The sequence below is a fragment of the Frankia sp. CcI156 genome (genome assembly GCF_001983015.1).
Classification (GTDB): domain Bacteria; phylum Actinomycetota; class Actinomycetes; order Frankiales; family Frankiaceae; genus Frankia; species Frankia casuarinae.
Window position 1 is genome coordinate 33,503 of sequence record NZ_MOMD01000025.1, and the last position, 14,505, is coordinate 48,007.

Consider the following 14,505-nt stretch of genomic DNA (forward strand, 5'->3'; position numbering starts at 1 on the left):
TGCAGGTCACGGCGTCGAGGAGAGCGGGCTCGAAGCGCTCACCTCACCGGGGCGGGAGGCCCTGCGGTCCCGGCTCGCCCGCGCTCTGGCGGGCTGACCGGCCCGGCGGGGCTGGCGGGGCTGGCGGGACCGGCCGGCAGGCCCGTGGCGAGGCCGCGGTAGAACGCGCTGGTCGCCATCAGCTCCTCGTGCGAGCCCTGCGCGACCACGCGGCCCTCGTTCAGCACGAGGATGAAATCCGCGGCCCGCACCGTGGAGATCCGGTGGGCGATGACCAGCAGTGCCCGCTCGGCGGCGATCCGGCTCATCGCGCGAGTGAGCGCCTGCTCGTTGACGCTGTCCAGCTGGGCCGTGGGCTCGTCCAGGAGCAGCACCGCGGGCTGAGCGAGCAGCGCGCGGGCGATCGCGACCCGCTGCCGTTCCCCGCCGGAGAGCAGCACACCATGATCACCGACCGGAGTCCGGAGCCGCTCGGGCAGCCGGTCGGTGAAGTCCCGCAGCCCCGCCGTGGCCAGGACCGCGGCGATCTGCTCCTCGGTCGCATCCGGCGCCGCATAGGTGATGTTGTCCCGCAGGCTGCCGTGCAGCACCGGGGTGTTCTGCTCGACCAGCCCGACCCACCCCCGGGCGGTCGCGCGGGGCATCGCGCGGACGTCGTGGCCGGCGAACAGAATCATTCCGGCGTCCGGCTCGTAGAAGCGCTCGACAAGCTCCAGGATGGTGGACTTGCCGGCACCGGACGGCCCGACCAGCGCGACGTGCCCGCGAGACGGCACCGTGAACGACACCCCGCGCAGCACTGGCGTCTGCGCGTAGCCGAACCAGACGTCACGGAACTCGATCGACGGCGCCCGCGGGTTCGGCGTCTCCCCTCGTGACGAGAACGAGGACGACACTCGCGACGAGGACAAGGGCGACAATGGTGCCGGCGGGCGCGTCCCGCCGGGGGCCACGACCGCGACGGTGCGCAGCGGACCGCGCACGGACTCGTCGTCGCCTTCCCGGGGCAGCGCGAACACCGCGTTGACCCGCKACAGCGCCCCCATCCCCCGCTGGATGGTCGCCGCCGCCTCGATGAGCTGCGACAACGGCATCACCAGGTAGGTGGCATACAGCAGGAAGGCGACCAGGCTGCCGAGCGAGGCCGAACCGCGCGCCACCAGGACCCCGCCGACCAGGAGCACGACCAGCACACTTCCCTGCACCGCGAGCTGCATCGCGGGGGCGATGATCGAGTCCAGCTTCGCCATCCGGAGGCCGGCCTGGTAGGCGGCCGCGGCGTGGTCGCCGATGCGCGCGGCCTCCCGCCCCTCGGCGCGGTTCGCCCGCACGGTACGGATCGCGGCGAGGGCGCGCTCCAGGTCGGCGGTCATGCCGCCGACGCTGGCCTGCCCACGTTCGGACACCGTCCTGATCCGGGACAGCGCGCCGAGTACCACGACCCCGGCCACCGCCACCACCCCGAGCACGAGCAGGAACAGCCAGGGGTTCAACCAGATCATCAGGGCGACGGCGCCGACGACGCCGATCACGCTGGTGACCAGGGCGGTGAAGCTGTACGCCACCGCCTCCCGCACCACGGTCGTGTCGGTGTTCGCACGGGAGATCAGATCCCCGATCCGCCGCGTGTCGAACACCMGCATGCGCAGCCGCAGCAGGTGGCCGATCAGGCTGGTGCGCAGGCCGAGCAGGACGCCCTGGCCGACGCGCTCGAGCAGGTAGTGCCCGGCGGTGTCGATCACCGCCTGGCCGACGAACAGACCCAGCAGCGCCCCGATGAGCCAGCCGGGAACACCCCCCGCCTGCGCGGCGTCGATCACCCGCATCACGAGCAGCGGTTGGAGCACCCCGACGGCGGTGCCAACCACGGTCAGCGCCGTGGCGATCGCCACCGCCCCGCGACGGCCGCGCAGCAGCGCCCAGAGTTCCGTGACGCCCCGCGACGCAGGCCCCCGGGCAGCTCCCCGGCCCTCCCCCTCAACGACGTACGCCCTCGTCACGAGGCACGCCCCTTCCCCGAAGCCCGCCACTCCCACGGAGCCCGCCACTCCCACGGAGCCCGCCCACGCGACGGAGCCAGCCCACGCGACGCGGCCCGGTTACCGTTCCCGGACCGACGCTGAGCAGCGGCCGCAGGTAGCCTGCCGGCATCGACTCCCCGACGATCACTCCGTCCGCCTCGACCCACGCGTGCGCGGCGAACGGCGCGATGGTGCGCACCCCCACACGCCACGTCGGGAACGTTCCGGTCAACCGGCACAGCAGGGCGGTCGCTATCGAGCGGGGAACACAGCCCCGCGCGCCGCGGCAGGTGAGGCTCACGGCTGTCACCGCCTGCCGGGCGGCGAGCGCGGTGCCATAGTCGGCCGGGCGGGCGCCCGCGCCCACCCCCGTGAGCACCCGGCAGATGCGGGCCGGCGACTGGGTCGCGAGCACCCGCGCGATCCCCACGGCGACCAGCGCGCCGAGCCGACGAGCGAGGGACGGTTTCGCCTCCGGCCGCTCGACCACCATCGGCGCGGTCACCGGGCCTGCGTCCGGGGATCGCAGACCGCCTCGGTCTCGGGTGACCATCGGGACTCGGGCTCGGCCTCGATGAGGCCCACGTCCGCGAGTTGGGCGAGCAGACCCTCCACGTCGCGGCGCGCCGTCTCCGGGTCAACCTCGCTGGTCTCACACAGCCCGCGGACGGCGGCTGCCGTGTCACCGCCGTCGAGCAGGATCCGCAGCACCAGGTCACCCGAGGGGTTGAGGGTCCAGTATCGGCCGTTGTCGATATGGAGGAGCACCGCTCCGTACTGGGTCGGCGCCCGCACCACGTCAGGCCGCAGCGTCACCATGATCACTCACTCCTCCGGTAGCTCAGTCAGGGCCCCGCCGGCTCGCGAGCACCCGCAGCCACGCGTCCGCCGCGAACGTCGGTCGCAGCGCCTGGTGGCGATGACCAGGTACGGACGAAGATCGGCACGCCTGGCGCAGCGCGTCCGACTCGATCAGGCCGAGATCGGCCAACGGGCTGTCATCGCACAGCTTCACCAGGACGTCCTGGCTGGTGCGCAGGCCCTGATCCTCCTCGGCGGCGGTATCCGCCTTGGTCTCGCGGCGCAGGCATTCCTGCGGCACCAGCCGGCGCATGGCCTCCTGCAGTAGCGGTTTGTACTCCCACGGACCGGTGCGCTCTTCGGGCCGCACCGCCAGCACCGCCCGGACCACCCGCTCGTCGAGGAAGGGTGCGGCGAGCGGCGGGCCGACCGGATCGGCGAGCTGGTCGAACAACCGGAACACCGCCGCGCCAGCGCGGATGGCGAAGAGATCGGCGTGGCCGTCCCGGGTCTCGGCCAGCGGCCGGGCGCGCCGGACGGCCTCCGCGAACGCTCCGGCCAGCAAGTCGAGGGCCGTCGGCGTGAGCCAACCCGGGACCACAGGCGGAAAGGCCCAGTCGAGCGAGGCCAGGACGCCCGGGTGGGATCGGCCGGAACCGGCCGGACGGCGCGCGTGGCCGACCGTGGCACGGCGGGCCTGGTCGAGCGCATCGGCCATGTCGGCGAGGCAGTCCCGGTAGCCGCGCGGGCGCATCATTCGCAGGCACGCCATCCACGGCCAGCCCTCCTGCGCTCGGTGTCCGCGCAGGTCGTGCAGCGCCCGCCGGGGCCGGCGGCGCAACAACCGGGGGAGGTAGACGGGACAGCCGTAGGCGACCTCGTCACCACCGAACCCGGTGAGGTGCACCCGCGGCCCGTACAGCGCGACCCGGTCAAGACCCGCGCGCAGCTTCGCCCGGTCGCCGATGCCGACGAACGGCCGGTCGAGCGGTTCGTCGGCGTCGGCGATGCCGTCGTAAACGAGGGGAAGCCCGGCGGCGGGCAGGATCTCGCGCGTGACGCCAGGGAGCGTGGCCGCGGCCCGCGCGGCGTCGTCGTCACCGGGATCGGGGGCGATCCCGGTGAGCGCGACCACGTCGGCGGGGCCGCGCGCGGCCAGGCAGCACACCGAGGTGGAGCTCAGTCCGCCCGACAGATCACAGCTCACTGTCCCGCCGCCGGCGACCCGCGCCGCCACGGCCTCGGCGAGAGCCGCCCGCAGGGTCGGCGCCCCCTCCGTGCGGGACCGCACCGGTGCCGGTCGACGCCACCACCGCAGGACGGTGGCCTTCTCGTCAGGGCCGACGAGAAGGTAGTGATCCGGGGGCAGCGCGTCGATCGACTCCCAGAGCACCAGGTCATCGAGCGGATGGGGCGGTGACGGGTCGAGCAGCGACAAAGCCAGCGCCGTCCGGTTCAGCGGGGCGCCCGTGAGCCGGGCAAGCACGTCGGCGCGGTCGGCGGCGACCAGGTGGCTGCCCAACCGGGCGGTGAAGACCCGCCGGGTTCCCGTCGGGCTGCCCTGGACGCGACGGTGGCTGTCGATTTCGGCGATCACGTGGTAGTCGCCGGCCACGGCGCGCGCGAGGTCGAGAGCGTGCACGTCACGGGCCGAGAGAAGCAGCCGCAGGAGCTGTCGCGCGTTGGTCGCGGCACACCCGATCAGGGCCAGCCGCGAGCGCCCGGCGACGGCACTGACCATGGCATCGTCCGGCCAGTTGCCGACGATCCACGGCCGCCCGGAGGCATACCGCAGCATGCGACGAGCCCCCGGCGGACGCACGACGGGATCACGGTCGGCCAGCACCAGAAACCAGCAGGACGGAATCGGGACCACCGCCACCCCGGCCGCCGTCACGCAAAACGCCGCCAGGAGTAGTCACGCCCCCAGCCCCAGCGGCCGTTCGTCACTGCGGCGAAGCTGCCGGCATCTTCCAGTCGCGGGGGGAGGTAGATAGCCTTCATCGTCTTCTCCTCAGCGGTTTCCGCGCGCCCTCGCCCCGGTGGCGTGCGCCCCGGTGGTGATACACGGCGGCGCCGCGCGCGTGGCCCGGGCGCCGGCCGGCTGGTCCAGCCCGTATGGTTGAAATTCCCCCGCCGGGTTCACTGGCGGTTCAGCTGACTTCCGGCGCACGACTCGGCCGGCACGGCCGTGGCATCAGGTGACCCACGAGTCCGGATTCAGTACATGCTGATGGGCACGCCGCAGTTCGACACCGGGCTCGATCCCGAGTTCGGTCACCAGCCGCCGGTAGACCGTCTGGTACTCGGCCAGTGCCTCGGCCCGCCGGCCGGTGTGTTCCAACGCAAGGATCAGCTGGGCCCAGAGACGTTCCCGGGTCGGATGTTCGACCGTGAGCGCCCGCAGGGTCGGCAGCACCCGGTCGTACTCGCCGAGGGCCAGGCGGGCGTCGATCAGGTCCTCGCACACCGCCCAGCGAGCCTCCTCCAGCCGGAGGACCTCCGCGCCCGCGATCTCCGCCGGGAGCTCGTCGAAGGCGTCCCCCCGCCACAGCGCGAGGGCGCCTTCGAAAAACCCGGCGGCGCGTTCCGGCGAGCCGGCGCGCACGGCGGCGCGGCCCTGCTCGGCGGCCGATTCGAACCGCTTAGCGTCGATCTCACCGGACGCGACGACCAGGCGGTACTCCCCCGGCCGGCTCTCGATGCGCCCGGGGCCGTTCCCCCCGGCTCCGGACGTGTCCAGGGGCGGCCGGAGGGTGTGCCGCAGCTCCGAGAGATAAGTCTTGATGTTGCCCCCGGCGGAGCGCGGCGGGGCATCCTGCCAGAGCGCGAGCCGCATCCCGTCCACACTCACCCACTGGCCGGCGTGCAGCAGCAGGGTCAGCAGCAGTATGCGCTTCTTGCGCTGGTCGATGCGGACCTGCTCGCCCGAGGATCGCCGCACCTCCAGCGGCCCCAGGACCGCGAACAGGAGACCGGCCCCGGTCACGGAGGATGCGTTCGGACTCGCCTCAGGTAGGTAGTCGTCGAGCATCGTGGCTCTCATCGATCGGGCCCCCGTTTCGGTTTTCCCGTGCGGGCCGGCTGGTCCCGTGCGGRCCGGCTGGTCCCGCCCGGGCCGATGCCGTCTCCCGACCCGGTGCTCCCGGCCGGGTGCTGGCCCGGTGGCTGAATACCCCCACCTCACCCCGGGTAGTCATCCGGTGCGTGCGGATATCGAGCAGCGCCCTCGGGCGGGTCGGGAACACCGGCCGGCGGCAGCGGAGCCCGGTCGGCGGGCCTCGATCAGAGTCAGATCCCGAGCTTCGCCCGCGTCTGCGGTCCGACGATCCCGTCAACCACCAGACCGTGCTTCAGCTGGAAGTCCTTGACCATGTGGTTGGTCTGGTACCCGAACTTCCCATCCACGCTGATCGGGTAGCCAAGGCTGGCGAGCCTCTTCTGGATCTGGTGGACGTCGAGGCGGAACCCGAGGCCGACGGCCAGCGACGGGTAGCGGGCCGCGGGTGCCACCACGGCCGCACGCACCGGGGCAGCCAGCGAGGAGTAGGAGATGTTCGTGAACCGCACGCCGCGCGAGACGGCCGCCGCCGCCGCCTGTCCCCGGGCCAGGTAGCGGTAGTGCAGGCCGTTGGTGTAGGCGCTCCAGGCGGTGATGCCCTGGCCTTCACAGACCTTCTTCGCCGCCCAGGCGTTGACGGCCGGGTCGTAGAGGTTGCGGTTACCCACCCAGCCGGCGTGGGCCCGCATGTTGATCTGCCACAGGCCGCGCGAGTCCTCGCCGTAGGTGGCGTGGGCGTAGGGGTTGCCGCCGGACTCCGCAAGAGCCACCGCGACCCAGGTGGCCAGCGGAACGCCGCGGCAGCCGGGCAGTCCCGCGTTCGCGGCCGCGCTGGCGATCGTCACATCGGGGACCGTGGTGGCGGCCCTGGCCGGGCTCGCGGTGGCGAACATGCCGGCGCCGGCGCCGATCACACCGACGGCGGCGACAACGGCGCCCCGGGTCCGGGTGGAACGTTTCCGATGCTTTCCCTTGGCCATTTCTTTGACATCTCATTTCGGTGTCGTCGAACACAGACGGGTGATCGAGGGGAGGGATGCCGCTCGAAGGAGGGCGAGCGGAGACGACCGCGCTGGAGAAGGGCAGCACCCAGTGCCGGTCTGCCGGTGCGCCGAGAGGCCGTCCGGGGACGACCGGGGACGACCGATCGACGCGCCCTGGGGATCCCGGGGTCGATGGGCTGAACAGCACGGCAGGCGGCCGTGGTCATTCCGTTCCAGGCCTGGCGGGCCCGGTGGACGGCAGGGGTCAGCCGRCCACAGACGACGAGGCCGGGTGGCTTTCAGCCGAGCTGGTGGTATGGCGCGTCAGCGCGATCGGCCGGTACGGGCACCGACCGGATGGCACGTTCTCGCGAAGACGTCAGGGCGAGAACGGCGCCCCGTATGGCGGGGACGCACCGCGGGTCGCGCCGAACGGCGTCACGGTCCAGAAGACCGGAGCCGAGCGTTCCTGAAACACAGGCAACGTCGAGTCCTTCCCGTACGCCTGCGAGGTTAGCTGTCGGGTTCGGGCCGGGAAGCCCGGCCGTTTCCGCGGCGTGYGCGTAACGGCTTAACCCCAAGGGTGGCCCGCAACGAGCCACCCGGAGGAACGTRGTTCCCCCGCTTCTGCCCAAGATCTCTCGGAGGGAGCTGCGRACCGTGGACAGAACTCGGCGTCGGCCCGGAGCTGTTGATACCCCGCAACCGTAGCGAACTACAGACCGTAGTGACAAGTACGAGTTGTGCCGAATCTGGGCGCATGTTGGTCACGATGCGTGCATAACGCTGCGATGCCGCAACTCTCGGACATCAATAGCAGCTACCGGTAGCGACGCAGATCACCCGTCACGACCGGATCTTGGCGATATGGCCGGTCTGTCGAGACGGGGACCGGTGGCCACGAGGTCCGGTAGTCACCGGGACCGCCCGGCCGTCCGGCAACCCAACCCCGGCAACCACGGCAACCACGGCAACCACGGCAAGCGGGAAGCCTGGCCCGGGGGTCGGGTGGCGTGCGGACGGGTACGCAAACGCGAACGGCGCAGGCTTCGAGCCTGCGGCTCGAAGCCTGCGCCGTTGGAAAACGGACGATGCGGTACGGGACGGACGACTGACCCGCGGATTCGCGTGATTCGCGCCGGCACCCGCCGAGGAAACACCTGCTGAGCGGTTGGGCCTCCCGCGAAGGCACACCCCGATCGGACCGGCACGCGGGCGCGCCCGGCACCGGGCGAGATCAGTCGACCGACCGGTCCCGCTGCCGTTGCCGTGGGGCCAGCCGCGGGACACGGAGGTTCTCGAGGAACAGCAGGATGTGCGCGCCGACCGCACGCCGGCCGGGGCCGGCGAGCACGCCATGCCCCCCGGGCAGCGACGCCAGCCGGGCCCGGCGCGCGGTCCGCGTCATCATGCGCGCCAGCGCAAGCGGGCTGACCTCGTCGCGCTCGGCATGGAGCAACAGGATCGGCAGGTCGGGAAGCGACCGTGGGATCGGTTGTCCCGGATCCTCGCCCGCGATCTTCCGGTACACCAGCGGCAGGTCGAGCAACACGAGGGCATCCGGCCGGACCGCTGGCGAACCGGCGCCGACCAACGCCCGCAGGGCCCCGCTGTCCGAACCCAGCAGGACGAACGGACCATCGGGGGCACGCGCCTCACCAAGGGCGAGGACGGTGTCTCTCCCATGGTCGAGAAACGTCACCTGATAGCCGTCGAGCGCGAGCCGGAAAGCTAGGCCCTCGAAATGTTCGGCGGATTCTCCACGACCGGGAAGAAGGACCACACTGGCTCTTCTCGAGTGGGTGGGATCACCACTGGGCCAGTAACGGGTTCCCGGCCCCCCCACATATCCACGGGGGCGCGGATGAAAGTATGACGACGAAACCATGGACGACACAGCATGCTCCGATCGGAAACCGTCCAGAGATGTACCCGGTACTGACCGGACATCGATACCGAGGCGGCTGGCGTCCACGCAGGCGATGACGATCTACGGACAGACCTATCGAGTGACCGTGAATCAGGAGAACGCCAGGGAGAACACCGAGAGCGAGGGAAATCCGAGGAGGCTAGTAAAGCACGTGAAGCGGCCGGGTCGGACAACCGGACGAGGCCGCTCGCAGGAAGTCAATGTGGCCACGGACGACCAGGGGGGTCATCCGACCCACMGAGGAGAACATGACCATATTTTGCCTATCCGACGGCTACCTGTCAACATGGTCAATATTGTTACTCAGGTGTTTCACCCCATGTCCGCCCGAGGATACGTAACCGTAGCCACCGGTCGTGACCGAGGCCGCGCATCATGTGCCGCGCATCATGTGCCGCGCATCATGTGCCGCGCATCATGTGCCGCGCATCATGTGCCACGCGCCGCCGCACAGCCGGACGCCGGGGCGGAGTCGGGTGACCGCCGGCTGCGCCCCGGYGCCGTCGGGCCGGACGCGGCTCAGGCGGCGGCGCCCACCATCGTGTTGCAGCTCTCCGCGCAGGACCGGCATGCGCCGGCGAGCTTGGCGAGCTGCTGATCCTGCGGCATCCTCTCGCACATCTCAGCGCACATCACGCAGATCCGCGCGCACATCGCGCACATTTCCCCGTGCATCGGCGACATCCGGCACATCATGTCGGCGCAGGTCCTGGTGACGGCCGCGCAGTCCATCATCAGCCGCATGTTCGCCGACTCCATCATGGCGCCCGGCATGTCCATGCAGTAGGAGATCGTCTCCTCGCACAGAGCCGAGCAGGACATACACTCCTCGATGGCCTTCCGCATGTTCTTATTGATCATTTCAGCGTGCTGCATGAGAACCCTCCAGGCATTGGAGACGCGGCACCCCGTACCAGCGAACGGCCCGGACCACCTGACGGCAGCCGGCAGCGGGGCCCCTACGACGATAGCTTTCGGGGGCCGATCCGCATCTCGGTCAATCGCCGTCCCAGAATGGATCCGACGAAATYCCGCGAGCCATACTAAGGGTATTTCTTTTGATATTTCGTGAACATTCCGGAAAACGGGAGAGTCAGCCGGGCGGCGACACCGCGGGCCGCTCGGGAACGATTCTCGGCACCTCTTCCATCACCATGGTGGGGCGGACCAGCTTCCCGGGCAGCCGCGGGTGGGGCAGCACCGCGCGACCGCCAAGGAACACTCCGCTCACAGCGCCCGGCCGCTCGAAGATCGACAGGTCCCCGGGGTCCGCGTCGAGCAGGATCGCGTCGAAGGCGGAGCCGACGGCGATGCGGCCGGCTCCCTCACCCAGTCCGAAGAGCCGGGCTCCGGTCGCGGTCGCGGCGAGCAGCGCCTCGGGTGGGGTGAGCCCGGCATGGCGCAGCCGGCTGATCTCGGCCAGGTTCGCGCCGTGCCGGGTGCGGTGCCGGGCGTCGCTGCCGAGCGCGATCGGCACCCCCGCCGCACGGGCGACCGCGATCGTGCCGGCCAGCGCGGCCTCGGTGGCCTCGGCTCGGTCCGCCGCCCAGCCCGGCAGCACTCCGGTGGCCGCCAGCGCCGCCAGGTCCTGGTAGGGCGACAGGGTGGGGACGAGCGTCACCCCGGCGGCCGCCATGGCGGCCGCCACGGGCTCGGTGAGCCCGATGCCGTGTTCGATGGAACGCGCTCCGGCTGCGACCGCGGCCTCGATCGACCGCTCGCCCAAGGCGTGCATCATCACCGGACGTCCGTACCGCCGGGCCTCYGCGACGGCGGCCGCAAGCTCCACCGGGCTGAACTGCGGCTCGGGCTGCCCCGGCCGGGCGGACATCACCCCGCCGCTCGCGTAGATCATGATCCAGTCCGCACCCGCCCGCAGAATGCCCCGCACCGAGGCCGGCAGGCTGCCCGCCTCGGTAACGGTATGCGGGGGCCGGCCGGGATAGTCCGGCATGAGAAGATCTTCGGCCGACTCCAGCCCGGGACCGATGATCGCCCCGTCACCGTGCCGCCCGGACCGGCTCAGCCCGACGACGGACACGGCAAGCCGAGGTCCGGGCACGGTGCCCGCGCTGACCGCGTCCCGGATGCCGGCGTCGGCGCCGCYGGCGTCCCGCAGGTGTGTGACACCGGCCGCCAACGACGCCCGCAACGCGGCGGCGGTCTGCAGGACCCGGGTGGACAGCGACGCCGTCGCCAGCTCGAACGGATCATAGGTGGACTGCGTGACGTGGGCGTGGCAGTCGACGACCCCTGGCATCAGCCACAGGTCGTGGGCGTCAACGTCGACGGCGTCCCGGTCAAGACCGAGTCGCGTGCCGACCGCATGGATGATCCCGCCGCCGACGGCGACGTCGGTCGGCTCACCGAAGCGCCCGGTCCTGTCGAGGACGTGCACCCCCCGCAGGACGAAGGCCTCGGCCGCCTCTGATCGTCCGGGCACCGTCGACCRCCCGGACTCGGGACGCCCGGACTCGGACTGTTCCGTCGCGGTGGATCGCCCGTGCGCCGGAGGCTGCTCCGGAGTCAGGGATTGTTCCGATGATGCCGGGGGATCGGTCATGACCAGCGCCGTTCCTGCCGTTGACGACGACCTCCAACGCCTCGTTCCGGCCGGATCGAGCACCGACCGACAAACGCGCGGAGGCGGATGTCAGAYCGAAGGTCGAGGCCGGGGTGCGGGAGGTCCGGATGTTCCGGAGGTCATCCGGATGTCAACGGGGRCAGGCCGCCGTGTTGACGCGGCAGGTGTCGATGTGACGGCGATGAGTGAGTTCGACCGCGCGGCCACCCGGCCGAGGCCACAGCGTTACCGTGATCCCGCACCGGTCGTCCGACACGACGTCTCCTTCACTCKGCCCCGGATTCACTCGGCCCCGGATGACCGCGCTCAATATCATCTATCATACTCCCCCGTAATCACCGGTCCCGGATGACGCAAAGGGTCGAGGGACGAGCCGGCCAGGTCCGCTCACTGGCAAGCAACTCGTAGGAACGGACGCGATCCGCGTGCTAGCAGGCGATCGCGATGATCATCTTCTCGTCCACGCYCGATCGGCGGGCCCACACCTCGATGTCGGCCCGCTCGGCCGCCGGCACCGGCGGGTGCGGCCTCCGACGACGGCGCGGTCGGGACGAGAGATCGAGCCYGGGCAACGGCACACGATCGGCCTGCGGCGTTGACGGCAGGTTGACCGCCGTGGTGAGATCATTCGGTGTTCAGTCCGGCCGTTCTCGTTACGCGTGGCCACGTCGACTTCTCCCTGGTGAGTTCCGCCATCTGTACCGCGCGCTGAGCCGCGCGGCGGACGCGCTCGTCCGGCGCGCCCTCAGCGCGTTCCCGAGATCCACCGCTTCGGTCCGCTCCCTCGGCCTGGCCGGCCGTCGAGCCGGCGCGGCCGGAGGCCGGCGCGGCCAGCACCCCGCTCTCCTCACCTCGGCGCCCGCCGACTCGGAKGGCATGTCCGCATGCGGTTCGACATCCGACGGCGTCGACGAGCCCGACGCGGCACCCGGACCCCGAGCACCGGCCCTGGTGAAATGACCGTGCCGGCCAGCCAGTGCCGGCACGGATGTAGGGATGTACCGGCGCGGATCCACCGGCGCAACTCCACCCGCGCAGCTCCACCCGCGCGGATCCACCCGCGCAGCTCCACCCGCGCACGTATGTCCCCGTGCGGCCGGCACCTTCTCCCGCAACATCGTCTTGTTCCATATCTTGTTCTGTGAAACGAGGAATCCTTCCATGTCCCGTCGCCTTTTCACCTCCGAGTCGGTCACCGAAGGCCATCCGGACAAACTCGCCGACCAGATCAGCGACGCCCTGCTCGACGCGTTCCTGGCTGGCGACCCCACCTCCCGGGTCGCGGTGGAAACACTGCTGACCACCGGGCACGTGCACGTGGCCGRCGAGGTCACCAGCTCCGCGCACGTCGACGTGACCGCCGTCGTGCGGCGCACCCTCACCGACATCGGTTACGACGCCGCCACCGGCTTCGACGGCGCGACCGTCGGCGTGCTGGTCTCGATCGGTGCCCAGTCCCCGGACATCGCCCAGGGCGTCGACAAGGCCTATGAGGCACGGGTCGAGGGCGGCGAGGACACGCTGGCCCAGCAGGGCGCCGGCGACCAGGGGATCATGTTCGGCTACGCCACCGACGAGACCCCCGACCTGCTCCCGCTGCCGATCACACTGGCCCACCGCCTCGCCCAGCGGTTGTCGAAGGTGCGTCACGACGGCCTGCTGCCCTACCTGCGGCCGGACGGCAAGACCCAGGTGACCATCGAATACGACGGGGACCGCCCGGTCCGGTTGGACACGGTGGTCGTGTCCGCGCATCACGCCGCCGACGTCGACCTGGCCACCCGCCTGGTTCCGGACATCCGCGACCAGGTCATCGCCCCCGAGCTCAAGCGGTTGGCCGAGGAAAACCTGGGCCTGGAGGTAGACGGCTACCGGCTGCTCGTGAACCCGACCGGCCGGTTCGAGATCGGCGGCCCGATCGGCGACGCGGGCCTGACCGGCCGCAAGATCATCATTGACACCTACGGCGGCTACGCCCGCCATGGCGGCGGTGCTTTCTCCGGCAAGGACCCGTCCAAAGTCGACCGTTCGGCCGCCTACGCGCTGCGCTGGGTCGCCAAGAACGTCGTCGCGGCCGGCCTCGCCCGGCGGGCGGAGCTGCAGGTCGCCTACGCCATCGGCAAGGCCGAGCCGGTGGGCCTGTTCGTCGAGACCTTCGGCACCGAGACCGTGCCGGTGCCGGAAATCGCGCGGGCCGTCTCGGAGGTCTTCGACCTGCGCCCGGCCGCCATCATCCGGGACCTTGACCTGCTACGGCCGATCTATGGGCAGACTGCCTCCTACGGCCACTTCGGTCGGACGCTGCCCGACTTCACCTGGGAGCGCACGGACCGCGCCGACGCGCTGCGCGCCGCCGTCGGCCGCTGACACCGGCAGCCGCTGACACCGGCAGCCGCTGACACCGGCAGCCGCTGACACCGCGCCCCCGGTCTTGCCTGACGACGACCCCGGTCCGCGCGGCTACGGGAGGCGCCACCCCCGAGAGGCGGTCAGAGTGGACCGCATGACCACTTCGGACCGGTCCGGGCGACGCGCACCGTCCGGAACACGGCCGCCTCCCGGAACACGCCCCGTCCCCCGGGCGCACCCCGCGACTGAATCAGGGTCCGGGGTGTCCCGGCCCGGGGAACGGCCCCGGGACGCGCTTGGCCGCCCCCTTCCCCACGGCGAGACCGGCGTGCCGCCGCTCGCCTCCTCGGCCCCGCTACCGCCGGCCGCGGCGCTCGCCGAGGCCCAGCGACTCCTCGACGCGGGACTTCCCTTCCAGGCACACGAGGTACTCGAAGCCGTCTGGAAGAGTCCGGAGACCGACCCCGGCGAGCGCGGGCTGTGGCGTGGGCTGGCACAGCTCGCCGTCGGCGTCACCCATCTGGCCCGCGGCAACGTCAAGGGCGGCGTGGCCGTGCTGCGGCGCGGCGCGGCGAACCTCATCCCCTACGCGGACCGGCCTCCGCACGGCGTAGCCGTTCCCGGTCTGCTCGCCTGGGTGGACCTGCGGATCGCCGACATCGGCCGGGCCCATCCCGGGCTGCCGTGCATCACCGCCCGGACCGCCCCGGCCGACGGCGGGCCCCGCCTCGTCGGTTAACCCCACCGCGCCACCCGCGGCGCGCCCCTGCCCGTTC

The 14,505-nt window shown here is 71.5% G+C and carries 12 protein-coding genes and 1 riboswitch; of the genes, 2 read left to right on the forward strand and 10 right to left on the reverse strand.

Translation table 11 applies throughout. The features are described 5' to 3' along the window. Positions 1-38 precede the first annotated feature (38 nt). From CcI156_RS11335 to CcI156_RS11380, 10 genes are all read right to left on the reverse strand, one after another. The gene (locus tag CcI156_RS11335; protein WP_083718452.1) at positions 39-2,000 is read right to left on the reverse strand and encodes an ABC transporter ATP-binding protein; all 1,962 of its coding nucleotides are present in this window, start codon (positions 1,998-2,000) and stop codon (positions 39-41) included. Continuing rightward, positions 1,978-2,526, reverse strand: coding sequence for a lasso peptide biosynthesis B2 protein (locus tag CcI156_RS11340; protein WP_313950025.1), 549 nt, complete (start codon positions 2,524-2,526; stop codon positions 1,978-1,980). The genes CcI156_RS11335 and CcI156_RS11340 overlap by 23 nt, the downstream gene beginning before the upstream one ends. Next, the gene (locus CcI156_RS11345) at positions 2,523-2,840 is read right to left on the reverse strand and encodes a lasso peptide biosynthesis PqqD family chaperone (protein WP_011437370.1); all 318 of its coding nucleotides are present in this window, start codon (positions 2,838-2,840) and stop codon (positions 2,523-2,525) included. The genes CcI156_RS11340 and CcI156_RS11345 overlap by 4 nt, the downstream gene beginning before the upstream one ends. Before the next feature lie 22 nt (positions 2,841-2,862). Next, positions 2,863-4,704: an asparagine synthase-related protein gene (locus CcI156_RS11350; protein ID WP_236707293.1), complete on the reverse strand. Its 1,842-nt coding sequence runs from the start codon at positions 4,702-4,704 to the stop codon at positions 2,863-2,865. A gap of 11 nt (positions 4,705-4,715) precedes the next feature. Beyond that, positions 4,716-4,826 carry a lasso RiPP family leader peptide-containing protein gene (locus CcI156_RS26835; protein ID WP_023840805.1) on the reverse strand — a complete coding sequence of 37 codons (111 nt, stop codon included), beginning with the start codon at positions 4,824-4,826 and terminating at the stop codon, positions 4,716-4,718. 193 nt (positions 4,827-5,019) lie between these two features. Beyond that, complete coding sequence (locus tag CcI156_RS11355) at positions 5,020-5,856, reverse strand: AfsR/SARP family transcriptional regulator (RefSeq protein ID WP_023840804.1); 837 nt, start codon at positions 5,854-5,856, stop codon at positions 5,020-5,022. A gap of 257 nt (positions 5,857-6,113) precedes the next feature. Continuing rightward, the gene (locus CcI156_RS11360) at positions 6,114-6,863 is read right to left on the reverse strand and encodes a peptidoglycan-binding protein (protein WP_011437373.1); all 750 of its coding nucleotides are present in this window, start codon (positions 6,861-6,863) and stop codon (positions 6,114-6,116) included. A 491-nt stretch (positions 6,864-7,354) separates the two neighbouring features. Beyond that, positions 7,355-7,553: riboswitch (cyclic di-AMP (ydaO/yuaA leader) on the reverse strand. Between the two features lie 550 nt (positions 7,554-8,103). After that, on the reverse strand, positions 8,104-8,649 hold the full coding sequence (locus CcI156_RS11370; protein WP_023840802.1) for an alpha/beta hydrolase: 546 nt from the start codon (positions 8,647-8,649) through the stop codon (positions 8,104-8,106). A 666-nt stretch (positions 8,650-9,315) separates the two neighbouring features. Further along, positions 9,316-9,672, reverse strand: coding sequence for a four-helix bundle copper-binding protein (locus CcI156_RS11375; RefSeq protein WP_011437376.1), 357 nt, complete (start codon positions 9,670-9,672; stop codon positions 9,316-9,318). A gap of 217 nt (positions 9,673-9,889) precedes the next feature. Further along, the gene (locus tag CcI156_RS11380; protein ID WP_254847379.1) at positions 9,890-11,239 is read right to left on the reverse strand and encodes an amidohydrolase family protein; all 1,350 of its coding nucleotides are present in this window, start codon (positions 11,237-11,239) and stop codon (positions 9,890-9,892) included. A gap of 1,302 nt (positions 11,240-12,541) precedes the next feature. On the opposite strand from CcI156_RS11380, the gene metK reads away from it, so the two are divergent. Together metK and CcI156_RS11395 are read left to right on the forward strand one after the other, a co-directional pair. After that, positions 12,542-13,747, forward strand: coding sequence for a methionine adenosyltransferase (metK, locus tag CcI156_RS11390; RefSeq protein WP_076805580.1), 1,206 nt, complete (start codon positions 12,542-12,544; stop codon positions 13,745-13,747). 244 nt (positions 13,748-13,991) lie between these two features. After that, entirely contained in the window at positions 13,992-14,468 is a 477-nt protein-coding gene (locus CcI156_RS11395; RefSeq protein WP_011437379.1) for a DUF309 domain-containing protein, read from the forward strand. Positions 14,469-14,505 lie beyond the last annotated feature (37 nt).

Coding starts and splice junctions, on each gene's coding strand:
- CcI156_RS11345 (WP_011437370.1), bottom strand. CDS start 2,840: ATGGTGACGCTGCGGCCTGACGTGGTGCGGGCGCCGACCCAGTACGGA.
- CcI156_RS26835 (WP_023840805.1), bottom strand. CDS start 4,826: ATGAAGGCTATCTACCTCCCCCCGCGACTGGAAGATGCCGGCAGCTTC.
- CcI156_RS11360 (WP_011437373.1), bottom strand. CDS start 6,863: ATGGCCAAGGGAAAGCATCGGAAACGTTCCACCCGGACCCGGGGCGCC.
- CcI156_RS11355 (WP_023840804.1), bottom strand. CDS start 5,856: ATGCTCGACGACTACCTACCTGAGGCGAGTCCGAACGCATCCTCCGTG.
- CcI156_RS11375 (WP_011437376.1), bottom strand. CDS start 9,672: ATGCAGCACGCTGAAATGATCAATAAGAACATGCGGAAGGCCATCGAG.